This window comes from Burkholderia sp. BCC0398 (assembly GCF_902833245.1).
Taxonomy (GTDB): Bacteria; Pseudomonadota; Gammaproteobacteria; order Burkholderiales; family Burkholderiaceae; genus Burkholderia; species Burkholderia sola.
This window is the reverse complement of record NZ_CADFEM010000004.1, coordinates 344987-370130: the sequence shown is the minus strand read 5'-3', so window position 1 is coordinate 370130 and position 25144 is coordinate 344987. Positions and strand designations below refer to the sequence as shown.

The 25144-nt window shown below is 67.6% G+C and carries 22 protein-coding genes and 1 pseudogene; 10 read left to right on the top strand and 13 right to left on the bottom strand.

The genetic code is table 11. The features are described from left to right. Positions 1–145: 145 nt before the first annotated feature. Together HWX76_RS10880 and HWX76_RS10875 are read left to right on the top strand one after the other, a co-directional pair. Positions 146–559, top strand: coding sequence for a PPC domain-containing DNA-binding protein (locus tag HWX76_RS10880; RefSeq protein ID WP_069620960.1), 414 nt, complete (start codon positions 146–148; stop codon positions 557–559). A 71-nt stretch (positions 560–630) separates the two neighbouring features. Then, the gene (locus HWX76_RS10875) at positions 631–1143 is read left to right on the top strand and encodes a DUF4274 domain-containing protein (RefSeq protein WP_124638952.1); all 513 of its coding nucleotides are present in this window, start codon (positions 631–633) and stop codon (positions 1141–1143) included. 114 nt (positions 1144–1257) lie between these two features. Here HWX76_RS10875 and acnB read toward each other — a convergent pair whose 3' ends face one another. Further along, complete coding sequence (acnB, locus tag HWX76_RS10870) at positions 1258–3843, bottom strand: bifunctional aconitate hydratase 2/2-methylisocitrate dehydratase (RefSeq protein ID WP_050011910.1); 2586 nt, start codon at positions 3841–3843, stop codon at positions 1258–1260. 433 nt (positions 3844–4276) lie between these two features. Between acnB and HWX76_RS10865 the strand changes: the two genes are divergently transcribed. Continuing rightward, positions 4277–5014, top strand: a complete 738-nt coding sequence (locus tag HWX76_RS10865; RefSeq protein WP_235356151.1) for a BPL-N domain-containing protein — start codon at positions 4277–4279, stop codon at positions 5012–5014. Between the two features lie 29 nt (positions 5015–5043). Here HWX76_RS10865 and HWX76_RS10860 read toward each other — a convergent pair whose 3' ends face one another. The 3 genes from HWX76_RS10860 to HWX76_RS10850 all read right to left on the bottom strand — a co-directional run bounded on the left by HWX76_RS10860 (position 5044) and on the right by HWX76_RS10850 (position 6816). Further along, positions 5044–5517, bottom strand: coding sequence for a nuclear transport factor 2 family protein (locus tag HWX76_RS10860; RefSeq protein ID WP_050011908.1), 474 nt, complete (start codon positions 5515–5517; stop codon positions 5044–5046). Between the two features lie 137 nt (positions 5518–5654). Continuing rightward, complete coding sequence (locus tag HWX76_RS10855) at positions 5655–5903, bottom strand: hypothetical protein (protein ID WP_050011907.1); 249 nt, start codon at positions 5901–5903, stop codon at positions 5655–5657. Between the two features lie 478 nt (positions 5904–6381). Beyond that, positions 6382–6816 (bottom strand): universal stress protein, encoded by a 435-nt coding sequence (locus HWX76_RS10850; protein WP_050011906.1) that lies wholly within the window; start codon positions 6814–6816, stop codon positions 6382–6384. A gap of 343 nt (positions 6817–7159) precedes the next feature. Between HWX76_RS10850 and HWX76_RS10845 the strand changes: the two genes are divergently transcribed. The 6 genes and pseudogenes from HWX76_RS10845 to HWX76_RS10820 all read left to right on the top strand — a co-directional run. After that, the gene (locus HWX76_RS10845) at positions 7160–8644 is read left to right on the top strand and encodes an amidase (RefSeq protein WP_050011905.1); all 1485 of its coding nucleotides are present in this window, start codon (positions 7160–7162) and stop codon (positions 8642–8644) included. Positions 8645–8997: 353 nt separating this feature from the next. Further along, entirely contained in the window at positions 8998–9687 is a 690-nt protein-coding gene (locus HWX76_RS10840; protein WP_050011904.1) for a hypothetical protein, read from the top strand. A gap of 126 nt (positions 9688–9813) precedes the next feature. After that, positions 9814–10644, top strand: coding sequence for an arylamine N-acetyltransferase (locus HWX76_RS10835; protein ID WP_089489487.1), 831 nt, complete (start codon positions 9814–9816; stop codon positions 10642–10644). Between the two features lie 106 nt (positions 10645–10750). Beyond that, entirely contained in the window at positions 10751–10927 is a 177-nt protein-coding gene (locus tag HWX76_RS10830) for a ribbon-helix-helix domain-containing protein (RefSeq protein WP_050011903.1), read from the top strand. Position 10928: 1 nt separating this feature from the next. Continuing rightward, positions 10929–11279 carry a glyoxalase gene (locus tag HWX76_RS10825; RefSeq protein WP_050011902.1) on the top strand — a complete coding sequence of 117 codons (351 nt, stop codon included), beginning with the start codon at positions 10929–10931 and terminating at the stop codon, positions 11277–11279. 7 nt (positions 11280–11286) lie between these two features. Continuing rightward, positions 11287–11610, top strand: a pseudogene (locus HWX76_RS10820) (class I SAM-dependent methyltransferase); the annotation flags it as partial. Between the two features lie 85 nt (positions 11611–11695). Here HWX76_RS10820 and HWX76_RS10815 read toward each other — a convergent pair. From HWX76_RS10815 to HWX76_RS10800, 4 genes are all read right to left on the bottom strand, one after another. After that, entirely contained in the window at positions 11696–16537 is a 4842-nt protein-coding gene (locus HWX76_RS10815) for an NAD-glutamate dehydrogenase (RefSeq protein ID WP_176015791.1), read from the bottom strand. Positions 16538–16738: 201 nt separating this feature from the next. After that, complete coding sequence (locus HWX76_RS10810) at positions 16739–16927, bottom strand: 4-oxalocrotonate tautomerase (protein WP_050011899.1); 189 nt, start codon at positions 16925–16927, stop codon at positions 16739–16741. Between the two features lie 49 nt (positions 16928–16976). Further along, complete coding sequence (locus HWX76_RS10805; protein WP_050011898.1) at positions 16977–17750, bottom strand: class II aldolase/adducin family protein; 774 nt, start codon at positions 17748–17750, stop codon at positions 16977–16979. Then, a complete protein-coding gene (locus HWX76_RS10800) occupies positions 17728–18618 on the bottom strand; it encodes an urea transporter (RefSeq protein WP_060733359.1) in 891 nt (296 codons plus the stop codon). Before HWX76_RS10800 ends, HWX76_RS10805 begins: the two co-directional genes overlap by 23 nt. 358 nt (positions 18619–18976) lie before the next feature. Between HWX76_RS10800 and HWX76_RS10795 the strand changes: the two genes are divergently transcribed. After that, entirely contained in the window at positions 18977–19531 is a 555-nt protein-coding gene (locus HWX76_RS10795; RefSeq protein WP_176015790.1) for a putative glycolipid-binding domain-containing protein, read from the top strand. On the opposite strand, the gene HWX76_RS10790 is transcribed toward HWX76_RS10795, so the two are convergent. The 5 genes from HWX76_RS10790 to HWX76_RS10770 all read right to left on the bottom strand — a co-directional run bounded on the left by HWX76_RS10790 (position 19492) and on the right by HWX76_RS10770 (position 24778). After that, complete coding sequence (locus tag HWX76_RS10790) at positions 19492–20436, bottom strand: alpha/beta fold hydrolase (protein WP_089489481.1); 945 nt, start codon at positions 20434–20436, stop codon at positions 19492–19494. The two genes, HWX76_RS10795 and HWX76_RS10790, sit on opposite strands and share 40 nt — an antisense overlap. Next, positions 20433–21338, bottom strand: a complete 906-nt coding sequence (locus HWX76_RS10785) for a metal-dependent hydrolase (RefSeq protein ID WP_050011894.1) — start codon at positions 21336–21338, stop codon at positions 20433–20435. Before HWX76_RS10785 ends, HWX76_RS10790 begins: the two co-directional genes overlap by 4 nt. After that, positions 21335–22258: an SDR family oxidoreductase gene (locus HWX76_RS10780; RefSeq protein WP_050011893.1), complete on the bottom strand. Its 924-nt coding sequence runs from the start codon at positions 22256–22258 to the stop codon at positions 21335–21337. The genes HWX76_RS10785 and HWX76_RS10780 overlap by 4 nt, the downstream gene beginning before the upstream one ends. Before the next feature lie 21 nt (positions 22259–22279). Beyond that, a complete protein-coding gene (locus HWX76_RS10775) occupies positions 22280–23860 on the bottom strand; it encodes an NAD(P)/FAD-dependent oxidoreductase (RefSeq protein ID WP_124630750.1) in 1581 nt (526 codons plus the stop codon). Positions 23861–24106: 246 nt separating this feature from the next. After that, positions 24107–24778, bottom strand: coding sequence for a lysoplasmalogenase (locus HWX76_RS10770; protein WP_050012098.1), 672 nt, complete (start codon positions 24776–24778; stop codon positions 24107–24109). Positions 24779–25144 lie beyond the last annotated feature (366 nt).

The window sequence follows — 25144 nt, the reverse complement described above, 5'->3', positions numbered from 1 at the left end:
AGGTCGCCGGAGTCGAGCGGTAGTGGATGAAACGGCGCCAGGAAGACGCCGACGCGCGCGGACTATCGTGAGCGGATGACTTGCCGGATTCACGCGGCGAACGTACGCTTGGCCGATACCGCGACCGACCCACAGGTTCTCGACCATGCAAGCCCATCCTTTGCGTCTTTCTCCCGGCGACGATCTGCGCGGCGCCATCGAGGCAGCGCTACGCCAGCACGAAGCGCATGCGGCCTTCGTGATCCAGGGCATCGGCAGCCTGAGCGTCGCGCAGTTGCGCTTCGCCGGCGTCGATCAGCCGACCGAGCTGCGCGGCGACCTCGAAATCCTGACGCTGGCCGGCTCCGTATCGCCGGACGGCGCACACCTGCATATGTCGATCTCCGATGCAGCCGGCCGCGTGACGGGCGGCCACGTTGCGAGCGGCTGCGTGGTGCGCACGACGGCCGAGATCCTGCTCGCGCTGCTGCCCGCGCATCGCTTCTCGCGCGAGCCGGATGCGGGCACCGGCTTCAACGAACTGGTGATCCGTCGCGAGTCGGGCGGCGACGCCGCGTGAATGGCAGCGGCGCTAGAATCGCCGCTCATCGAAGACTTTCCCGTTACCGCTCATTCCGCAACGCGCAATCCATGGACGACACCGAAATCGAACAGAAGGCGTGGGACATCGTCCGGGCGTGGCTCGAACGCGCGACGCCCGAGCAGTGGCACCGGTTCGCCGCACGCTCCAATTACGATGGCAACGGCCGCGCGTTGCGCTGGCTGCTGGACAACCGCAACGTCGATCGCGCGACCGCACTGCTGATCTACTGGAATCTCGGCGCCGCGTGGTTCGTGCAGTATGCGAACGAAAGCGATCTGGGCGACGCGTCGTATCAACTCGATACGTTCCGGCTGCTTCGCGACATCGAACAACGTTATGCCGACGGCTATTACGCCCATCACGGCATCTGGTTCGATCCGCACGACTTCGATGGCGCGGGGCCGAACGATTATCCGGACGTACCGGTCGCGCGGCCTGTGCCGGCGCTGATGCTGCAGCCGACCGACGGACGCGAGTACGTCGATCTCGACGAAGCGGACGGCTATGACGAAGGCTTGCCGTTCGACGTGGTCGAGCGGCTGCACGCGCTGTACGACTGACCGAACGGGCGCGTCCGGTCGCCGACGCATGAAAAAAAGCGCCGCGGCCTTTCGGCTTGCGGCGCCTGTCAGTGCGCTGCGACGTCGACCGCCCGTCGCAGCCCGACTGCGTGCTTACACCTGCACGGTGTCGGCGACTTCCTTGAAGTCCTCGATCTGGTCGAAGTTCATGTACTGGTAGATCTTGTCGCCGTTCGCGGTGAGCACACCCATGTCGGCCATGTACTCTTCCTTGGTCGGGATCTTGCCCAGACGCGAGCAGATCGCCGCCAGTTCAGCGGAGCCGAGGTACACGTTCGTGTTCTTGCCGAGGCGGTTCGGGAAGTTGCGGGTCGACGTCGACATCACCGTCGCGCCTTCGCGCACCTGTGCCTGGTTACCCATGCACAGCGAGCAGCCCGGCATTTCGGTCCGTGCGCCGGCCGTGCCGAACACGCCGTAGTGACCTTCTTCCGTCAGCTGCTTCTGGTCCATCTTGGTCGGCGGCGCGACCCACAGCTTGACCGGGATGTCGCGCTTGCCTTCGAGCAGCTTCGACGCGGCACGGAAGTGACCGATGTTGGTCATGCACGAGCCGATGAATACTTCGTCGATCTTCGCACCGGCGACGTCGGACAGCGTCTTCACGTCGTCCGGGTCGTTCGGGCAGGCGACGATCGGCTCGTGGATGTCGGCGAGGTCGATCTCGATGACCGCCGCGTATTCGGCGTCGGCATCCGGCGACAGCAGCTGCGGGTCGGCGAGCCACTGTTCCATCGCGGCGATACGACGCTGCAGGCTGCGCGGATCCTGGTAGCCCTGCGCGATCATCCACTTGAGCAGCGTGACGTTGCTGTTCAGGTACTCGATGATCGGTTCCTTGTTCAGGTGCACCGTGCAACCGGCGGCCGAACGCTCGGCCGATGCATCCGACAGCTCGAACGCTTGCTCGACCTTCAGGTCGGGCAGGCCTTCGATTTCGAGGATGCGGCCCGAGAAGATGTTCTTCTTGCCTTGCTTGGCGACCGTCAGCATGCCTTGCTTGATCGCATACAGCGGAATCGCGTTGACGAGGTCGCGCAGCGTGACGCCCGGCTGCATCTTGCCCTTGAAGCGGACCAGCACCGATTCCGGCATGTCCAGCGGCATCGTGCCGGTGGCGGCCGCGAACGCGACCAGGCCCGAACCCGCCGGGAAGCTGATGCCGATCGGGAAGCGCGTGTGCGAATCGCCGCCGGTGCCGACGGTGTCGGGCAGCAGCATGCGGTTCAGCCACGAGTGGATCACGCCGTCGCCCGGGCGCAGCGCGATGCCGCCGCGCGTGCTGATGAAGTTCGGCAGCGTCTGGTGCGTCTTCACGTCGACCGGCTTCGGATACGCGGCGGTGTGGCAGAACGACTGCATCACGAGGTCGGCCGAGAAGCCGAGGCAGGCCAGATCCTTCAGTTCGTCGCGGGTCATCGGGCCCGTGGTGTCCTGCGAGCCGACCGAGGTCATCTTCGGTTCGCAGTACGTGCCCGGGCGCACGCCCTGGCCTTCCGGCAGACCGCACGCGCGGCCGACCATCTTCTGCGCGAGCGAGAAGCCCTTGCCGCTGTCGGCCGGCTGGTGCGGCAGGCGGAACAGCGTCGACGGCGCGAGGCCGAGCGCTTCGCGCGCCTTCGCGGTCAGGCCGCGGCCGATGATCAGCGGAATGCGGCCGCCGGCGCGCACTTCGTCGAACAGCACGTCGGACTTCACCTGGAATTCGGCGATGACCTTGCCGTCCTTCAGCGCCTTGCCTTCGTACGGGCGCAGTTCGACCACGTCGCCCATTTCCATCTGCGACACGTCGAGCTCGATCGGCAGCGCGCCGGCATCTTCCATCGTGTTGTAGAAGATCGGGGCGATCTTGCCGCCGAGGCACACGCCGCCAAAGCGCTTGTTCGGGACGAACGGGATGTCTTCGCCGGTGAACCACAGCACCGAGTTGGTGGCCGACTTGCGCGAGGAGCCGGTGCCGACCACGTCGCCGACGTAGGCGACCAGGTGACCCTTTTCCTTCAGCGATTCGATGAACTTGACCGGGCCGCGCTTGCCGTCTTCTTCCGGCGTGATGCCCGGGCGCGCGTTCTTCAGCATCGCCAGCGCGTGCATCGGGATGTCCGGGCGGGTGGTGGCGTCCGGCGCCGGCGACAGATCGTCGGTGTTGGTTTCGCCCGTCACCTTGAACACGGTGATGGTCAGGCTTTGCGGCACTTCCGGACGGCTCGTGAACCATTCGGCGTCGGCCCAGCTCTGCAGCACGGCCTTCGCGTGCGCGTTGCCGTTGTCGGCGAGTTCCTTCACGTCATGGAACTGGTCGAACATCAGCAGGGTTTTCTTCAGCGCGTCGGCGGCGACCGCGGCCACGGCTTCGTCGGACAGCAGCTCGATCAGCGGCTGGATGTTGTAGCCGCCGAGCATCGTGCCGAGCAGCTCGGTGGCGCGCGCACGCGAGATCAGCGGGCAGGCGGTCTCGCCCTTCGCGACGGCGGCCAGGAAGCCGGCCTTCACGCGAGCGGCTTCGTCGACGCCGGCGGGCACGCGATGGGTGATCAGCTCGAGCAGCGTCTGCTCTTCGCCGGCGGGCGGGTTCGTCAGCAATTCGACCAGTTCGGCGGTTTGCTGAGCCGTCAGCGGCAGGGGAGGAATACCGAGCGCGGCGCGGGCGGCCACGTGAGCACGAAAGTTTTCAAGCATGGGGAGACCTGCTGATATTGCGTTTGAGGGGAAGGCCTTGCCGGCACTCCGGGGCTATTCCAGGCACTGCTTTGAGCGGGATTCTAATCTCAATGGTCTGGAACGTCAAATGTCTTATGTCTTATATAAGACTTGGCAATGCGAAAGACGGGAGGCGCGGCTGCATGGCGGAGCCGGCCTTGTCGGGCGGGCCGGCGGGCGGATGGAGGGTGTCGGTTCAGGTCGTCGGTATCGCACGTATCTGCACAATCCCGCAGGAAACGGTACACACCGGGCGCGTTCGGGCCGCTACGCTTGCCGTCACGCAGCTTGCAATCGGGTGGCGGAACGGGAGGCGGAAGTCGTCGCGCGCCCCGTCGATTCGGCCCGGGCGGTAGCGCTTCCCTTGACTCCGGCGATCCACGACATGCACTCCAGAAACGCGATTTTCCTGATGATGGTGCTCGTCGCGTCGCCGGCCGTTTACGCGGCTACGCCCGGCGACGAAGCGGGGGATGCGGCGAGTCGGCCGGTCGCGCTGGTCTATCGCGGTCCTGCCGCGTGTGACGGGTGCGCCGAAACCATCGCCACACGCCTGCGGGAATCGGACCAGCGGTTCCGGGTGATCTACGTGGGGCCGGCGGAAAAGCTCAGGATCACGCCCGCCGCGCTGGCCGGTGCGGCGCTCTATGTGCAGCCCGGCGGCGGGCAGGACATTCCCGGCGCGGCAGCCAGCATCGGCCGAAACGAAATGCGGGCCGTGCGGCGATACGTCGCGAACGGCGGCCGATACCTCGGGCTGTGCATGGGCGCCTACCTGGCCGGCGCGCAGGGTTTCGGGCTGGTTGCCGGCGATATCGACTCCGAGGTCGACCGGCCGGGCTCGACGCTTCACGGCATCGCCGACACGGTGACGCCGGTCGTCTGGCGCGGGAAAAAGCGCTGGATCTACTATCAGGACGGCGCGAGGCTGCCGGTCGCGCCGATCGGCTCCGGCGGGATCGTGCTGGCGATCTACCCGAACAAGGACATCGCGGCTGCCACTTACCGCTACGGCAAAGGGCGCGTCGGCCTTGCCGGCCCGCATCCGGAGGCCGATGAAAGCTGGTATCGCCAGAACGGCCTCACGAACCCGGACGGCGTGGTGCCGGACATGGCGTACGACCTGATCAACGCGACGATGAAGCCTTAGCGGAGGGGCCGCGGCGCGCGCGGGTTCATTTATTTCCGCTTGGCGCGATACGCGTCGAGATTTTTCCGTGCCTGTGCACGGATTGCGCGCTGCATGAAGGGCGTCCAGCCGAGCAGCGCGCCTTTCATCCCGATCGCCTGACGCGCCCAGCGCCACAGGTCGAAATGGTCGCGATGCTCGACGATGCGTCCGTCGCGAAACCGGAAGCGCGCATCGATCCGGTTGACCACCATCCGCCCGCTCGCGGCGAACCGGTAGCGCGCGCTCCACGTCGCGCGCCCGGCCTGGTCGTCCGCGGCGACTTCGCCGAACGTCAGCGAGAACTCCTGGGCTCGCGCGACCAGCATCCGCCACATGTCGCGCGCAAGTTCGCCGCGCAGTTCGCCGAATGCGGGATCGCTGAACACGATGTCGTCGGCGTAGCACGCGAGCATCGCATCGATGTCGCGCTGCTGGAAGGCCGTGTAGAAGCGCTGGATCAACGCGGTGTTCGGATCGGTCATGTTGGGCGTAACGGGGCAGGGAGGGGCGGACGATGACGTCCGTCGAAACGTCGATCGGGAAAGTAGCGGCCGGCAGCGCAAACCGGCGCCCGAGCCTGCGACTTCGGGCGCGCAGGCTCGCCCACGGATGATACGCGTCAGCGGGCCGCCATCGCGACGTTCCGATCGTTCCGTCCCGTCACCAGGCAGCCCGACATGAAGGCCTCGCTCTGGCTGCCGGCGGCGGCTTCGCCAAAGCCGCGACCGAGCGCGTCGGCCTTCACCTGCGCGGCGCCTTGCTCGCACGCGAGCGGGCTGGCGTCGCGGCCCTGCGCATGCAGGATCGCGCGATCGCCGATGAGATAGGCCAGCAGTGCAAAAACAGCGATATGTACGGCGCGTCTCATGGTTCGTCTCCTCGTCGCTCAAGCGTAACGCGGACACGTTCGACGAAGCACTTGGGGCTTCCCCCGGTAAACGTCTGCTGAAAGCGGTAGCGGGGCGGGACGATCCTGTCCTGTTTTTCCGTCGCCGCCGCCCGGCGGGCGGGCAATGCGCGGTAGTTTGACGAATGTCAGGGTACGGGCGGGCGGCGGCGGTCGCGCGGCCGTTCAAGGCGATAGCATGAATGCATGATTTGACGAAACGCGACGCAGGGTCAACGCGTCAGGTCCGGCAAGCACGCAGGTGTTGAATATCGCTGTCGAAATAGTGAGGAATCCAAATGTTGAACGTCTCTTCCGTCCTGATCAGTCTTGCCCCGATGTGGGCGATCCTGCTGCTGGCGTCTTCGGCGGCCGCCTATTTCGTGTTCTGGCGCAAGGCCATCAAATAAGCGCTGCGCGACAGCGTGCGCACGATGCGCACGCGTGACGCGCCTTTCCGTCATTGCACCGCCGTCACCGGCACGTTCGAAATTCGCACCAGCCGCGCCATCACGCTGCGCCGGAACACCGACATCAGCGCGTGCAGCGGATCGCGTCTCGGCGCGGCGACGACGATCTCGTCGCACCCGGTCTCGGCCGCCACGGCCGCGATCGTATCGGCGACCGGGCCGACCTTCATTACGACGCTGAATTTCACGTCCGCATCGCGCAGGATCCGCTCGGCCATCGCGAGATCGTCGGTCGCGAATCGTGTCTCGATCGCGCGCAGCCGCGACAGCGGGTGATAGGCCTCGAGCCGCGTCGATTCCAGCGGCGCCTGCACATTGATCAGCACGACCTCCGACGCGCAGCGCTCGCGATACAGGAACGTCGCGTGACGAACTGCCTGAAGCGAGCGGGGCGAATGGCCGACCGGAACCAGCAGCTTGAGCATGGACGATGAACCCGGAAACGAAGTGCTTCCAGCGTAGCGGGCGGCCGGACGAAGCGATCTAAAGAGATCGGTCGGCCGTATAAAAATGTCGTTAACGTGCGCGGTCCTGTGACGCACCGATTAAAAATATAAGAAATTTAAGTTTATGCGCATAAACGGCAGCGAGCGGCGACGCCGGCCCCGCCCGGTCGTCGCCGGCTGTCCGAAGCATCGCGATTCAGTCGAATCCGCAATGAATTGCGCCGCAAAATATCGGAGGTCGCCCGGATCGCGTCGCGTAGAGTAGAGCGGCGGCCGCCGCCGGGCGGCGCGCCATCCGATACCGCTTCCCAGGAGACCCCGCATGCCGCACGGCGCCCCGCAGTTTCTCGCTCCCGCTTCCATTCCCGTCGATCCGGTCGTGCGCCTGTCGGCCGGCGAGCTTGCGTCGGCGATCCGCAGCAAGGCGGTTTCGTGCGTCGAGACGATGCGTGCGTATCTCGACCATATCGAGCGCGTGAACGGCGCGGTCAACGCGATCGTCGCGCTGCGCGACCGCGACGCGCTGCTGGCGGAAGCCGCGGAAAAGGATGCGGAGCTGGCGCGCGGCGCGTACCGCGGCTGGCTGCACGGGATCCCGCAGGCGCCGAAGGATCTGGCGATGACGAAGGGGCTGCGGACGACCTACGGCTCGCCGATCTTCCGCGAGAACGTGCCGCAGGCCGATTCCGTCGGCGTCGCGCGGATGCGCGCGGCCGGCGCGATCTTCATCGGCAAGACCAACACGCCCGAGTTCGGGCTCGGCTCGCACACGTTCAACGAGGTCTATGGTGCGACGCGCAACCCGTACGACCTGACGAAGAGCGCGGGCGGCAGCAGCGGCGGCACGGCGGCGGCGCTCGCGTCGCGGATGCTGCCGGTGGCGGACGGCAGCGATTTCGGCGGGTCGCTGCGCAATCCGGCCGCGTTCTGCAACATCGTCGGCTTCCGTCCGTCGCAGGGCCGCGTGCCGCGCTGGCCGGGCGTCGACGTGTTCATGCAGCAGCTCGGCATCGAAGGGCCGATGGGCCGCACCGTCGGCGACGTCGCGCAACTGCTCGCGATCCAGGCCGGCTACGACCGCAACGATCCGCTGTCGCTCGCGGAAGATCCGGCCGTGTTCGCGCAGCCGCTCGACGCGGACCTGCGCGGCAAGCGCATCGCGTGGGTTGGCGACTGGAACGGCTATCTCGCGACCGAGGCCGGCGTGCTCGCGCAGTGCGAGCGGGGGCTGGCGACGCTGCGCGAGATCGGCTGCGACGTCGATGCGGCGCTGCCGGCGTTCGCGCCCGACCGGATCTGGCGTCTGTGGCTCACGCACCGGCACTTGTTGTCGGGTGGCGGGCTGCTCGCGCACTATCGCGACCCGGCGCGCCGCGCGCTGCTGAAGCCCGAGGCGATCTACGAGGTCGAGGGGCTGCTCGCGATGCAGGGCGCGGCCGTGTTCGACGCGAGCGTCGAACGGACCGCGTGGCATCAGGCGGTGCTGAGCTTCTTCGACCGTTACGACTTCATCGCGGCGCCGACCGCGCAGGTGTTTCCGTTCGACGTCGACCAGCGCTGGCCGAAGGAGATCGCGGGCCGCGCGATGGACACCTACCATCGCTGGATGGAAACGGTCGTGCCGTGGACGCTGGCCGGCTGCCCGGTGATCAACGTGCCGGTCGACTTCAACGACGCGGGATTGCCGATGGGGATGCAGCTGATCGGGCGTCCGCGCGCCGATCTCGCCGTGCTGCAGCTTGCGCACGGCTACGAGCAGGCGGCCGACTGGGTCAACCAGCGGTTGCCGGCGTGGATGGCAGCGTAACGGCGTCGCCGGCAGGCAGTGGCGGGCGGTAGTGGCCGCATGACGAAGCGGGCGGCGATGCGCTGCCCGTTTTGCTTGGCATCGCTCGACACGAAACGCGCCCGTGGAGGTGTTTCGGCGCGCTGCCTGCGCACGCCGGAGCCTGCGTCCATTGACGCAACCGGAGAAAGAATGCCGGTACGCGCATCACATCGCACCGCAAACATGGACGAATCGGCGCGACGACGGTCGCCGGCCGCGGAATTGCAAGCGGCGGCGCGCGGTGATTTCGTTTCGATGTGTTTCAGTCGTTGCGGCGGCGCGCGACGCGCTTCGACAATATCGCCTCGACCATTCGGGCACGAGGGAAAAACATGAAGCACATTCGCGCGACGGGCCGGCATCTGGCCTCGGCAGGCATCGCGTTTGGCATCCTGGCGAGCGGCGCCGCACACGCGCAGCTCGACCTGCAGTCGATCGGCGCGTCGCTGCTCGGCGGCGGGCAGCAGCAGGCGGCAGCGCCGGCGCAGGGCGGTGTCGCGCAGTTGCTGCAGGCCTATGTCGGCGCGAACCAGCAGGTGCTGAGCGGCCAGTCGTTGCTCGCATCGGCGATGGGCCTGACCGGGGCGGCCGGGCAGGCGCAGCAGGCCGCGAGCCAGTTATCCGGCGGCGATGCGCTGTCGCCGGCCACGCTGTCGCAGATGGGCGGCGCGCAGCAATCGGTGTCGCAGGCGCTCGGCCAGGCGTTCGCGAGCGGCGGCGCCACGCACGGGCCGATCGACAAGCAGGCGTTCAGCAACGGCCTCGCCTCGCTCGGGCAGGGGCTCACGCAGTATTCGCAACTGCAGTCGGGGCTCGGCAATCTCGGTTCGACGAGCGCGGCGTCGCTGCTGCAGTCGGGCCTGAATCCGCAGAACATGCAGGCCGCGACGTATATCGCGCAAAGCGCGCCGGGCCAGTTGCAGTCGCTTGCCGCGACGCTCAGCCAGGCCGTGCAGTTCGCGACGAGCCAGGGCATTTCGGTGCCGTCGGTCGCGTCGTCCGCACTGAAGCTGCTGCCGTAACGTCGTGCGGGTGCGGCGGCGATGCGTGGCCATCATCGCGCACGCCGGCCACGAACGATAGGCCCGCACAACATGGGGATTTCGCGCGATGCTATCGTGGCGGGTCCCTTTCATCGGTGCCGGTTCATGACTGACTCGTTCGACCTCTCGCGCTATTTTTCCCGCATCGGCTACGACGGCCCGGTCGAGCCGACGCTCGACGTGCTGCGCCGGCTGCATCTGCTGCACCCGCAGGCGATTCCGTTCGAAAACCTCAATCCGCTGACCGGCACGCGCGTCGCGCTCGACCTGCCCGCGATCGTCGACAAGGTGATCGAACGCCGCCGCGGCGGCTACTGCTTCGAACTCAACAAGCTGTTCTACACCGCGCTCACGACGATCGGTTTCCGCGTGACGCCGCTGATCGCGCGCGTGCGCTGGATGCGGCCGCCCGAGATCGTCACCGCGCAGACGCACATGCTGCTGCGCATCGACCTCGACGGCGCGGCGTGGCTCGCGGACATCGGCTTCGGCAGCGCGACGCTGACCGCGCCGCTGCGCTTCGCGCCGGGCGAGCGGCAATTGACGCCGCATGGCGCGTTTCGCGTGGTCGATGCGCCGGTCCACGGCGAATTCGACATGCAGTTCGAGATCCCCGACGGCTGGCACACGACCTACCGCTTCTCGCTGAAGCCGGCCGAATGGATCGATTACGACGCCGCGAACTGGTTCACGTCGACGTATCCCGAATCGATCTTCGTGAACGACCTGATCGCGTGCCGCGTGCTGCCGGACGGCCGCGCGGCGCTGGTCAACACCGTGCTGACGCTGCGCGACGCGGCGGGCGCCGGGCGCACGGTCACGTTCGACACAGCAGCCGACTGGGCCGCGTGCCTGCGCGACACGATCGGCGTCAATACGGCGGGATTCGATCTCGACGCGCTGTTCGCGCGGCTCGCGGCGCGAGTTGCGCGGTAACGCGGACATACGAGGCACTGCAAGCGGCCTGCTCGCGGGCCGCGCGCCGATTCATTCCAGTCGTTTCACCGCATCCGCATTTGACTTTTGCTAGCATACTAGCCCCATGACCGACGAAGAAGTGAAGCAATTCAACGTGTACCTGCCGCTCTCCCTGATCCGGCAGGTCAAGCATCGCGCCATCGAAACGGAGCAATCGCTGTCCGCGCTGGTGGCCGACGCGTTGCGCGCGTACCTGGCCGCGCCGCCGCCCGGCGCGGGACCGTCCAACCAGGAGGAGTGACATGTCATCCGAGCGAATCGAAGCCGTGTATCTGACCACGCACAACCGGGGCAAGTCGGCGAAGTTCTTCCAGGCGCTGGGCTTCACGCTGGAATTCGAAACCGATCACCAGTCGGGCCAGTTGCGCAGCGGCGACGGCCCGTTCCTGTTCATCGCCGAAGTGCCGCCGAGCGAAAAGCCCGACATGCAGGTCGTGATCAAGGTCGCCGACGAGCAGGCGGTGCAGCCGCGGCCGATCGTCGATGTCGTCGCGCCGTTCGAGGATACGCACTGGGGGACGCGCGACATGACCGTGCGCGATCCGGACGGTCGCGTGTGGCGTCTGCAGGCGCCGGGCAAGCAGCTCGCGTGAGGTCGACATGACGGTTATCCGCGAAGACGATGCGCCCGACAGCACGGCCGCGCGCGTCGCGCTGTGGCGTGCGCTGCACATCGAACTCGACGCGCCGCCGCACGTGCTCGCCGACGCAATCGGGTTGCAATTGCTCGCGCCGGCGCCCGGCTGGCAGCAGCGCGGCGACATGGATCCGCAGTTCACGCGGCCGTTTCGCGCGTCGATCGTCGCGCGGGCGCGCTTCATCGAGGATCTCGTGGCCGAACAGGCGGCGCGCGGCGTGAGCCAGTACGTGATCCTCGGCGCGGGGCTCGACAGCTTCGTGCAGCGCCGGCCGGACATGGCGTCGCATTTCGCCGATCGCATGGACGGCCTGCGGCCGCCGAACCGCGCGGAAGAATTGCTCGTCGCGACGGTCTGACCCGTCGCCTTCGTCACGCGCGTTCGAGCACGGCCATTTCCCGCACGACCACGAGCAGCACCGCGAGGCTCGTGCCGCCGGATGCGCGTAGATCCGCGAGCAGGTGCTCGTAACGCGCGAGCGCGGCCTCGCGGCGCACGCGCCACGCGCCGACGATCGTGTCCGGCGTGGTCGAATCCGGCGATTCCGCGAGCGCGCTCGTCGCGAGCGTGCGCTTGAGCCGCGCGACTTCCGCGAGCGCGGCGGCGCGCGCGAGCATGTCCCAGTGCGTCGGCGTCGGCAGGTTCGCCGCGCGTTCGCCGATCCACCCGTAATTGAGCAGCGTGCCGAGCGAGAAATAGACGCCCGCGACGAGTTCGAGGCTGCGATTGCAGGTCGCCGCCACTTCGGCGATGTCGAGCAGCGCGGCCGAGATGTCGCCGCTTGCGACGCGTACCGCAAGCGCGCTGTCGACGCCGGCGTCGACCAGCACGCGCTGCCGCTCGGACAGCGCTTCCAGATCGTCGGCCGGCAGCAGCGACGGCAGTTGCGGCGCGATGCGCTGCACCGCGTCGCGGCAGCGCGCGATCAATCCGGCGACGCCGCCGTCGGCCACCGCGCCGGACTGCAGATGCCGCAGGAACCACAGCGCCGCGCGCTCCAGCAGCCGCGCGACGTCGACGAACATGCGCGCCTGCACGTCGTCGGCGACGCGATTGTCGAGCGCGTCGATATCGCGCCACACCGCATCGAGGTCGAACACGTCGCGCGCCATGATGCACGCGCGCACGATGTCGCCGGGCTGCGCGTCGGTTTCCTCCATCAGCCGGTGCACGAACGCGCAGCCGACGCGGTTCACGAGCGCGTTCGTCAGATGCGTCGCGAGAATCTCGCGGCGCAGCGGATGGCGGCGCATCGGCTCGCTGAAGCGCTGTTGCAGCGGCTTCGGGAAGTAGTCGACGAGCATCGCGGCCACCAGCGGATCCTCGGGCACGTCGGATTCGAGCAGCGCGTCGTAGAGCCACATCTTGCTGTACGCGAGCAGCACCGCGCGCTCCGGCGACGTGAGGCCGAGCTTCGCGGCCTGCCGCTCGGCGACTTCGTCGTCGGTCGGCAGGAACTCGATCACGCGGTTCAGGCGGCCCGCGCGCTCGAGCCAGCGCATCAGGCGCGCCTCGGCGTCGAGCAGTTCGACCGCATAGCGGCCGGCGATCGACAGCGCCTGCGTCTGGTAGTAGTTGTCGCGCAGCACGAGCAGCCCGACTTCGTCGGTCATCTCGGCGAGCAGCGCGTTGCGCTGCTTCTCGGTCATCTCGCCGTCGGACACCACGAGTCCGAGCAGGATCTTGATGTTGACTTCGTGATCCGAACAATCGACGCCGGCCGAGTTGTCGATCGCGTCGGTATTGATGCGGCCGCCGCGCTGCGCGAATTCGATGCGGCCGAACTGCGTGCAGCCGAGATTGCCGCCTTCGCCGACGACCTTGCAGCGCAGGTCCGCGCCGTTCACGCGCACCGCGTCGTTCGCGCGGTCGCCGACTTGCGTGTGCGTTTCGCGCGCGGCCTTCACGTAGGTGCCGATGCCGCCGTTGTACAGCAGGTCGACCGGCGCCTGCAGGATCGCGCGGATCAGCTCGGTGGGCGGCAGCGCGTGCGCGTCGATGCCGAGCGCGGACTGCACGGCCGGCGACAGCGGGATCGTCTTCGCGGTGCGCGGATACACGCCGCCGCCCGGCGAAATCACCGACGTATCGTAGTCGGCCCAGCTCGAGCGTTCGAGCGCGAACATCCGCTGGCGCTCCGCGAAGCTCGTTGCCGGGTCGGGGTTCGGGTCGAGGAACACGTGCCGGTGATCGAACGCGGCGACGAGCCGGATATGCGGCGACAGCAGCATCCCGTTGCCGAACACGTCGCCCGACATGTCGCCGACGCCGACCACGGTGAAATCGGTCGCCTGCGTGTCGACGCCCATCTCGCGGAAGTGCCGCTTCACCGATTCCCACGCACCGCGCGCGGTGATCGCCATCTTCTTGTGGTCGTAGCCGACCGAGCCGCCGGACGCGAACGCGTCGTCGAGCCAGAAGCCGTATTCGTGCGAGATCGCGTTCGCATAGTCGGAGAAGGTGGCCGTGCCCTTGTCGGCGGCGACGACCAGGTACGGATCGTCGGCGTCGTGGCGCACCACGTCGGGCGGCGGCACGATCGCGTTGCCGGCGAGGTTGTCGGTGAGGTCGAGCAGCCCGCGCAGGAACGTCTGGTAGCACGCGATGCCTTCGCGCATCCACGCTTCGCGATCGCTTTGCGGCGGCGGGTTCTTCACGACGAAGCCGCCTTTCGAGCCGACCGGCACGATCACGACGTTCTTCACCATCTGCGCCTTCATCAGCCCGAGCACCTCGGTGCGGAAATCCTCGCGGCGATCCGACCAGCGCAGGCCGCCGCGCGCGACGCGCCCGCCGCGCAGGTGCACGCCCTCGACGCGCGGCGAATACACCCAGATCTCGAACATCGGCTTCGGTTCGGGCAGGCCGGGCACCTTCGCCGGATTGAACTTGAACGACAGGTACGGCTTCGATTCGCCGTTCGCGTCCGCGAGGAAGTAGTTCGTGCGCTCGGTCGCGTTGATCACGCCGAGGAACTGGCGCAGGATGCGATCCTCGTCGAGGTTCGGCACCTGGTCGAGCGCGCCTTCGATCGCCTTCAGCAGCCGTTCGGCCTGCACGTCGCGCGTGTCGCCGATGCGCGGATCGAAGCGCAGCAGGAACAGCTCGACGAGTTGCCGCGCGATCGCCGGATTGCCGGTCAGCGCGCGTTCGATATACGCGTCGCTGAAGGTCGAGCCGACCTGCCGCAGATATTTCGCATACGCGCGCAGGATCGTGACCTCGCGCGCGCTCAGGTGCGCGCGCAGCACGAGGCGGTTGAAGTCGTCGTTCTCGATCCGGCCGCTCCAGATCCGGTCGAACGCATCTTCGAACAGGCCTTTCACGCGCTCGATGTCGAACTCGGTATCGTCGGCGAGTTCCAGCCCGAAATCGTGTACCCACGCGTGCGCGGCGTCCTGCGTCTGGATCCGGTATGGCCGCTCCTCGTCGACGCGCACGCCGAGATGTTCGAGCATCGGCAGGCTGCGCGACAGCGCGATCGGGTCGCCCGCGCGATACACCTTGAAGCGGAACGCGCGCGGCTCGGCCTCGATCGGCCGGTACAGGTTCATCGCGAGCTGGCCCGAGTCCTTCACGCGCTCGATCAGCTCGATGTCGCGCACGGCCGTGCGCGCCGGATAGTCGTCGCGATAGCCTGCCGGGAAGGAATCGGCATAGCGCTGCAGCAGGCGGTTGCCTTGTTCTTCGCCGAATGCGTCGAGCAGCGCGTCGGCGAGATCGTCCTGCCAGCGGCGCGTGACCTGCACGAGCCGCGTTTCGAGTTCGCGCGTGTCGACGTCGGGCATCGTGCCCGGTTCCGCATGCACGACGAAGTGAATGCGGGCGAGCGCCGATTCCGACAGCAGCGGCGTGAATTCGACGTTCACGCCGTTGTACGCGTCGACCAGCAGCTTCGCGATGCGGCGGCGCAGGTCGGTGTTGTACTTGTCGCGCGGCACGAACACGAGGCACGACACGAAGCGGTCGAACCGGTCGCGCCGCACGAACAGTCGCGTGCGCTGGTGTTCCTGCAGGCGCAGGATGCCGAGCGCGATGTCGTAGAGCCGGTCTTCGTCGGCCTGGAACAGTTCGTCGCGCGGATAGGTTTCGAGCACCGTCACGAGCGACTTGCCGAGATGCCCTTTCGGCAAAAAGCCCGCGCGCCGCACGATGTTCGCGCACTTGCGGCGCACGATCGGAATCTCGGTGTACGAACCGAAATAGGCGGTCGACGTGTAGAGCCCGATGAAGCGGCGCTCGCCGGTGACCTTGCCGTCGGCGCCGACGAGTTTCACGCCGACGTAGTCGAGGTAGCCGGGCCGGTGCACCGTCGCGCGCGAATTCGCCTTGGTCACGAAGATCGGCCATGCGCCGGTGATGATGTCGGCGGCGGCCGGCGGCAGCGGCGTCACGTCGGCGGCGCCGGACGTGCGCAGCGATTCGCGCAGGATCCCGAAGCCCGAGCCCTCGATGCCGCGCAGGCCGAAGCCCGTGCCGTCCGATACGAGCGCGTAGTCGCGCTGACCGAGGAACGTGAAGTGATCGGCGGCCATCCATTCGAGGAACGCGCGCGCCTCGATGTCCTCCGCGGTCGACTCGCGCGCCTTCATCTCCTTGATCGTCGCGCGGGCGATGTCGACGATCTTCGGCCAGTCCTCGACCGACGCGCGCACGTCGCCGAGCACGCGCGCGATGTCCTCGCGCAGCGTGTCGAGCAGCGCGGCGTCGCCGCAGCGGTCGACTTCGAAATGGATGAACGACGCGAGTTGCGACTGGCCGTCGCCGGACGTCGCACCGCCCGCGTCGACGCGCTCGATGCCGCCGCCGGCGCCGCGCCAGATGCGGAACACCGGATGCAGCGCCGAGTGCAGCGCGAGCCCGAGACGGTTGATGGCCATCGTCACCGAGTCGACCAGGAACGGCATGTCGTCGTTGACGATCTCGATCACCGTGTGGTCGGAATGCCAGCCGTGCTGTTCGAGGATCGGGTTGTACACGCGCAGGCGTTCGCTGCCGGGCACGAATTTCTGGGCGGTCTGCCAGTGCGCCATCGCGGCGCCGTACAGGTCGGCGATGCCGCGGCTCTGCAGATCGTCGGCATCGACGAAATCGTAGTAATGACGCAGGAAGAGTTCGACGATCCGGAACGTGGCGTCGGGCAGGCGAGCGCGCGCGAATTCGACGACATCGGAGAGCAGGTGTGCGACGACTTCCTCGTTCTTCGCTTCCATGGCGGTCTCCGTCGGGTGGCCATTGGCTGCTGCGTCTGTCCGGCATTATGCGCCGATTGCGTGACAAAGCGATGTGCGGGCGCACAACGGAGGCGAGTGGAGGCGCCGGCGTGCAGCACGCGTCGCAGGCGCTGCGGTGCAGGGCTCAGTGCAGGGCTCAGCACAGAGCGGACGGCGCCGACGCGACGCCGCCGTCGGTGCTCAGCGCTCGTCGCTCCACAGCTTCCCTGCTGTCGCCCAGTTCTCCTTCTTCACGTCGGTCAGGATGATGTCGACCGAGCCCGGCGTGCAGCCGAGCGTGTCGCACGTGACACGCGTGATTGCTTCGACGAATGCGCGCTTCTGCTCGACGGTGCGGCCTTCGAACAGCTGGATATTGAAAGTCGGCATGACACAGGCTCCGGTTGGGATTGAACGATTGGGTGGGGTGGATGCGCGGTCAGTCGCGATATGACGGATCGATCCGGTCGAGCCGGCGCAGCAGCGCCGGCCATTCCAGTTCGCCTTCGATCGCGCCGCCGTCGCGCAACTGTTCGGCGGTGCGCTCGGCGATGGCCGGCTCCGGCAGCACGAGCGGCCCGCCGCCAGCTTGCGCGCGCACCTGGATGTCGCACGCCTTGATCAGCGTATCCATCAGCACGTACGCTTCGGCGACGGTCCGGCCGACCGTCAGCGTGCCGTGGTTGCGCAGCAGCATCGCGGATTTCGCGCCGAGGTTCGCGGTCAGCCGTGCGCCTTCGGCCGGCGAGAACGCGAGCGCTTCGTAGTCGTGGTACGCAAGATCGCCGTGAAAGCGCAACGCGTGCTGCGACGCCGGCAACAGCCCGTCGCGCTGGATCGACACGGCGATGCCGGCCGTATTGTGCAGGTGCATCACGCAGACGGCATCGGCGCGCGCGGCGTGCACGGCCGCATGCAGTGCAAAGCCGGTCACGTTGACCGCGTGCTCGCTGTCGCCGATCCGGTTGCCGGCGAGGTCGATCTTCACGAGGTTCGATGCGCGTACCTCGTCGAACGTGAGGCCGAACGGGTTGATCAGGAAGTGGCCGGGCTCGCCGGGCACGGTCGCGGATAGATGCGTGTAGATCAGGTCGTCCCAGCCGTTCAGCGCGACGAGCCGGTACGCGGCGGCGAGGTCGACGCGCAGCCTGCGTTCGGCGTCGGAGATCGGGCCGCCGGGCTTCACGGCGTCAGGACGGTGTGCGAATGACATCGGGTGCTCCGAGGGTGAGGCGGCGCGCGACGACTACGGTCACCCACGCCGCGAGCGCGAACGGGGCTGTAAACACCGGGATGCCCGCGCGCATCGCGAGCCACTGGATCAGCGCGGCGAGTGCGGCGGCCGCGAGCGCCGCACGCGGCCCGCGCGACATCAGCGCGAGTGCGGCGAGCGCGCCGTTGAAGCCGAGCAGGCCGCCGGCGAACGACGCGTCGCTTGCGCCGAGCGCGATCAGCAGCACGGTCGACGCGATCGCGCCGCCGAGCGCGAACGCGGCCGCGCGGCGTGACGCGACGGCGAGGGCGGCGACGACCAGCGCGCCGGCCCATGCGCCTTGCGCGAAGGTGGTCTGAGCAACGCCCGACAACAGCGCGTCGGTTGCGGAAGCGAGTGTCGGCACCGGGGCGGCGGTCGCGCCGTCCGCATGCTGCAACGCGACAAACGGCAGCCACAGCGCGGTGACGACCAGGCACGGGCTCGAATACGGGCACTGGCGCCAGCGGGCGAGCGACGCCCGCATCGCGCGTTGCACGAGCGCCGCGCCGATCGCGACCAGCGGCACCAGCGCGACGGCGGCGAGTTGATGGGGCGCGAACAATACGGCGATCAGCGCCGCGAGCGCGCCGTTGAAGCCGTGCAGCCCCTGTTCGACGTCGCGGCGTTCGGCGCCGGCCAGCACGGCCGTCATGCTGGCGGCGGCAGAGCCGACCAGCGCCGCGCATGCGAGCCGCAGGTCGTTCAGCGCGAGCGCGGCGAGCAGCAGCGACCCGGTGAGCGCATTCGCCTGCAGCACGATCTGCCCGATGCCGCGCAGCAGGATGCGCAGGTCGATCGACGGCGAAGCGGGGCGGGCAGTAGGCATGATCGCGGCGGAACAGGATGAGCCGCGAGCATAGGACATGCTGCGATGCACCGGAATAGGGAATTCCGGATAGTCAGGATTTGTGGTCGATGCCCTGAAGCGGGGCATCGCGAGGTGCGGTGCGCGTACTCGGGATGTGTTGTTAGCGTTTTCGCGAGATTCTGGCGATTCGATATCAAATTTGCGCCATCGCTATTGCTTTCGCGTGCACGCGGGGTTGCCGAGGGGGGACCCATGCGCGTCAGTTTCAACGCTCTAGCGACCGGGCCGCCGAGCTGGACTCAATCGACGGCGGCATTCCGGATAGCGACGATTTGTGTGACGATGCCCCGACGCGGGATACCAAGGAGGTGGAACGATGCGCGAAGTACGTTGGGCGTCGCTCGAAGGCGACGGAATCGAACATCTGACGTTCGACCGGAGTGAATCCGGCATCGTCGTCGAAAGCGCGGTGGTCGGCCAGCGGTATGGCCGCGCGTACGGGCTCGCGTATCGCGTCGAATGCGATCTGCAATGGCGCGTGACCTACGCGGTGCTCAAGGTGATGGGCGGCGGCACGCTCGAACTGCGTGGCGACGGGGCTGGGCACTGGCGTGACGGCTCAGGCCGCGAACTGCACGAGCTCGACGGCTGCATCGATATCGACATCGCCGCGACGCCGTTCACGAATTCGCTGCCGATCGGCCGCCTCGGGCTCGCGCGCGGCGAGCGGCGGCCGCTCGACGTCGCGTACATCTCGACGCCGGATCTGAAGGTCATGCCGGTCAAGCAGGCTTATGCGTGCATCGAACCGGGCCGCCGCTACCGCTACGAAGGGATCTTCCGGGATTTCACCGCGGAGATGGACATCGACGACGACGGGCTCGTGATCGACTACGAAACGCTGTTCGAGCGACTGCCGCCGCTGCGCTGATCCGCGGCTCCCGTTCTCGTGGCCGGCGCCGCTGCCGACGCGGCGGCAACCGCGGGCCGTTCATGCGCGGCCGCGAACCGGTCGATCCGCGACGCGATCATGTCCGGATGGCGCAGCACGATCCAGTGCGTGCCGTCGATTTCCTCGCGCACGTGCTCGCCGAGCCAGCGGTCGAGGTCGACCGACATCTCGGGCGTCACGTAGCGGTCGCGCAGCGGAACGAGAATCTGCACCGGCGCCTGCGCGTACCGCTCACGCGGCTTGCGGGCCCGGGCAAGGAAGTTCGCGCGGTACATCTGCATCCCGTTCAGCGCGTTCTTCAGTTGCACGGGATCGCGCTCGGCGCGCACGCGTTCGGTGAGCTGCAGCCAGCGCGGCCACAGCGCGGCGCCGCCGAGCCGCCATACCAGCGACGGCACGAGCGGCAGATGGAAGAACCCGATGTACCACGACTTCAGGCTCTGCTTGAGCCGCATCTTCGCGCGGAACACGTGATCGAGACACGGGCCGGAGATCGACGTGTACGACGCGATGCGGCCGCGGAACGCGGGGTCGGTCACGGCCTCCCAGCACTGGATCGAGCCCCAGTCGTGGCCGACCAGGTGGAACGGCCGGCCGCCGCAGGTCGCGTCGGCCACCGCTTTCAGGTCGCCGGCGAGCCGTTCGAGCGTGTAGTCGGCACGGCGGCGCGGCGCATCGGATGCGCCGGCGCCGCGCACGTCGTACGCGATCACGCGGTAGCGCTTCGCGAGCCGCGCGCGGATCGGCGCCCACACGGTCGCCGAGTCCGGGTAGCCATGCACGAGGATCAGCGGCGGCGCGCGACGCGACCCGCTGACGTAGACGGCGAGTTTCACGTCGCCGGACCGGACGGTCAGCATCTCGTGAGCGCGCGATCGCGTCATGCCTGCGCTACCGAATGCAGCGGCACGCGGCGCGGGGCGGCTTGCGCCGCATAGCGCGCGTTGGTCGCGTCGATGTTATCGAGCAGCGTGTCGAGCTCCTGCAGGTACTGATGGTTGTCGTGATCCCACGGGTGGAAGCCCGGGCGGAAGTAGTCGAGCCATTCGCGCGCGATGCTCGGGAACACGCCGTTCTTCGGGCTGTACAGATACTTCACGAGGCGCCACATGCCGTCGAACTTGCCGTGTTCGCGACGGTGCGCGCGCATCAGCCGCACGTGGAAGTCGAACACGATCGCCCAGAAGAATACCGTCGTCGTCAGCATCGTGCCGGTGCGCAGCAGGTAGCTGCCGAGGCCCGGCTTCATCACGGTGCGCCACACGTCGTAGGACACCGCCTTGTGCTCGGTTTCCTCCATCGCGTGCCACATCCACATCTGCTGGTAGCCCTCGACCGAGCCGTCGATCCGGTGCTCGTGGCCCGACAGCAACTGGTTCGCGAGGATCGCCGTGTAGTGTTCGAGCGCGATCGTGATCGCCAGCTGCATCGAGTGCGGCAGCACTTTCTTGAACCAGCCGAGGATCGTCCACAGACGCTTGTCGAGCTTGTGCGCGGGCAGGCCTGACGCCTGCAGCAGATCGTTGTATTCGATGTGCTCGCGCGTGTGCATCGCTTCCTGCCCGATGAAGCCGATGACCTGCTTCTTCAGCTCGGGATCCTCGATCCGGTCGCGGTAGTGGCGCACCGAATCCATGAAGAAGCGTTCGCCGGCCGGGAACAGCAGCGACAGCGCATTCATGAAGTGCGTGACCGGCACGCCCTGCACATGCCAGTCCTTCGCGCGTTCGGGCGGCAGCGCGAAACGGATGTCGCGCCGCACGGGCATCATGTTCGGTGTCGTCATGATTGTTCTCCCTGATTGCCTGCATTGTTGTAGGTGGCGTGCACCGGTGCCGGCGTGCCGCGTGCGGCACGGCGGGCTTTCGCGGCCTCGCGGCGCGTCGCGAGCACGACGAGCGCCTGGTACGCGGCCGGCAGGAGGCGCGCCATCCAGTCCGCGCCCTTCGCGTCGCGGCCGATCAGCACGCGGCGCTTGTTCTTGCGCACGCCGGCGAGGATCGTGCGCGCGGCGTCGTCGGCGGTCGTGATGAAGAACTTCTCGAAGCTGTCCTTGCCTTGCTGTTCGCTCTCGACGATGAAGCCGACCATGTTCTTCGCGACGCGGCTCGACTGCGCGATGTTCGTGCGGATGCCGCCCGGATGCACGCAGGTGGCCGACACGCCGCACTTCATCATGTCGAGTTCCTGGCGCAGCGATTCGGTGAAGCCGCGCACCGCGAACTTGGTCGCGTTGTAGCCGCTCATGCCCGGCTGCGCGAAGATCCCGAAGATGCTCGACGTGTTGATCACGTGGCCGTCGCCCGATGCCTTCAGGTGCGGCAGGAACGCCTTCGTGCCGTGCACGACGCCCCAGAAGTTGATGTTGACGATCCACTCGAGATCGCTGTAGTCCATCCCTTCGATCGTGCTCGACAGCGCGACGCCCGCGTTGTTGAAGATCAGGTTGACCTTGCCGTGCGCCTTCGCGGTGTCGTCGGCCCACGCGAACATCGCGTCGCGATCGCCGACGTCGAGCACGCGCGTCGATACGCGCACGTTCGGCGCGATCGCACCGACGATTCGTTCGGTTTCGGCGAGGCCGACGCCGTTCTTGTCGGCGAGCGACACGTGGCAGCCGGCCTGCGCGAGCTGGATCGCGAGTGCGCGGCCCATGCCCGAGCCGGCACCCGTGATCGCGGCGACCTTGTTGGCGAAATCTCTCATGTCGATGGCTCCTTGTCTGGCTCAGGCCGCTTCGGCGGACGTGGAAGCGGAAGCGGCCGGCGCGGCGGCGGGCCGCGCGGTCGTGTCGTGCGGTGCGCGATACGCGTGGTAATCGGCGATCGAGAACTGCGCGGTGGCCTGGCGGAAGCGCCACGTGAAGCCCGGCCACAGCGTCGTGTTCTTGCCGGTGCGCGGGTCGAGGTACCAGCTCTTGCAGCCGCCCGTCGACCAGATCGCCTTCTTCAGCTTGCCCTGCAGGTCGTCGTTGTACTGCGCCTCGACGAGCGGGCGTACCTCGATCGCCTCCGCGCGCTCGCGGCCCATCGCCTGCAGCGCGCCGAGGATGTATTCGATCTGCGACTCGATCATGAACACCATCGAGTTGTGGCCGAGGCCCGTGTTCGGGCCGACGATCATGAAGAAGTTCGGGTAGCCGGGCAGCGTCGTGCCGAGATACGCGTGCGCGCCGTCGCGCCACGCATCGACGATGTCGAGGCCGCCGCGGCCGATGATCGCGCCGCGCGGATACGGGTCGGCCACCTGGAAGCCGGTGCCGTAGATCAGGCAGTCGACTTCATGACGCTTGCCGTCGGTCGTCACGACCGCGTCGGCTTCGATGCGATCGATGCCGGTCGTGATCACGTCGACGTTCTTGCGCGACAGCGCCGGGTAGTAGTCGTTCGAGATCAGCACGCGCTTGCAGCCGAGCGTGTAGTTCGGCGTGACGGCCTTGCGCAGTGCCGGATCGGGAATCTGCTTGCGGATGTGACGCAGCGCGAGCTTCTGCACGTTCTTCATCAGCGACGGATGGATCGCGAAGCCGAGCACGCGCGATTCGAGCATCCAGTAGATGCCGCTGCGCACGACCTTCTGCGTGAACGGCAGCGTGCGGAACAGCCATTTCTCGACGCCGGTCAGGTTGCGGTCGGGCTTCGGCATGATCCACGGCGGCGTGCGCTGGAACAGCGCGAGCGACTTCACGCGCGGCGCGATCTGCGGCACGAACTGGATCGCGCTCGCGCCGGTGCCGATCACCGCGACGCGCTTGCCTTCGAGCGGGTAGTCGTGATCCCACTGTTGCGAATGGAATGCGCGGCCCTTGAAGGTCTCGACACCGGGAATCGCCGGCAGTGCGGCGCGCGACAGCCCGCCCATCCCGGACACCAGCACGCGCGCCGACAGCCGCTTGCCGTTCGCGAACGTGAGGCGCCAGCGTTGCGCGGCTTCGTCGTACTCGGCGCGCTGCAACTCGTGATTCAGCCGCAGGTGCGGGCCGACGCCGAAGCGCTGCACGCAGTCTTCCAGATACGTGCGGATCTCCGGCTGCGGCGCGAACATGCGGGTCCAGCGCGGGTTCGGCGCGAACGAGAACGAATAGACGTGCGATTGCACGTCGCATGCGCACCCGGGGTAATGATTGTCGCGCCACGTGCCGCCGACCGACGCGGCCTTCTCGAGGACGACGAAGTCGGTCACGCCGGTTTGTTTCAGGCGGATCGCCATCCCGAGGCCGGCGAAGCCGGTGCCGATGATGGCGATGTCGATGGCTTCATCCCGGCCGTCAGGGCCGGGTGGACCGAAAGGCAACGTGCGAGCATTCATCCGGGTGTCTCCGATCTGGCTCATTTTTTAATGTTACATTGGTTGATGTAACGATAGTGGGTGAACCCGGAAACCGCAAGAGGCTAGAAGCGACGCTCTAAGGGCAGGAAATCAAGCGGGGAAAGGCTGAGCGGGGTTTGGAACGGTCCCGTTTCCGCCATGCGGGATGCGCGGAAAAGGCCGTCGGCAGGGCGGGAGGCGCTGGCGATCAAGCCGCCGGCGCGCGGCGGCCTGTTTGAAACGGTATCAGGGACGGATCGATCGAGCGGCCGTCTCATGGAAAACCCCGGCCACGATCGTGACCTGCGCGAGCGCATAAAGGCCCCAGATCAGATAGTCGATGCCCGGAAAACCGCCGAGGAACCGGCCGACGCCGATCAGCGTGTCCGAGCCGACGAAGATCAGGCTGCCGGTCGCGACCAGCGGGCCGTGCGTGCGGGCGGCGAGCGCGAAGCTCGCCATCGCGCACAGCACGAGCATATAGACGGCGACCGGCGCCAGCAGCTCGCCGAGGTGCGGGAAGAACGCCACGTAGAACGCCGGCGCGGCGATCCACAGCCCGACGAGCGCAACGATGCGCCAGCCACGCGGCCGCGCGCGCCACCGGAAGAAAATCGCGCAATAACACAGGTGCGTGAGCAGGAACGCGCCGAGGCCGAACACGAACGACAGTGGCCAGTCGGGCAACGCGAGCAGCACGTCGCCGAGCACGGCCGTCGCGAGTGCCGCGCACAGCCACGCGCGTTCGCGCGCCGCGCCGCAGGTGCCGCCCGCCGCGAGCAGCAGGATGCCCATCGCGGCCTTCGCGGCGGCCTGGCCCGGATAGGGCGCGGCGGCGAGCGACAGCCCGTACAGGAGCGCAGCCGCGATGGCGAGCGGCCAGAGCCGGCGGTAGGTGGCGGGAAGCGTGGCGATCAAGGCGGGTGTCTCCGGTTTGTTGTTGTCCGCGGTGGGCGATGGGCCGTTCACCGCGTGGCTGCCGGCCATTATCCGGAAGAACGGGTGCGCGAAAACCGGCGAACCCTTCTAGGAAACGACGGCGACCGCGGGCGACGCCGCCACCGGACTTTTTTCGCGCGTTGCCCCGGCTGAACCGGGGCAACGGTTCCGATTCGGCTTGCTACGATCGCCGCGGTATTACCGTTGTCGTTGTCGTTGTCGTTGTCGATGTCCCGCCTTGCTTCGCGACTGGATGCGCGAGCCGGTACATGCCCGATGAATCCCCGCCGTGCCCGGCCCGCGCGCTCAGTCGAAGCGGGGCGGTCCGGCCATCACGAAAACAGG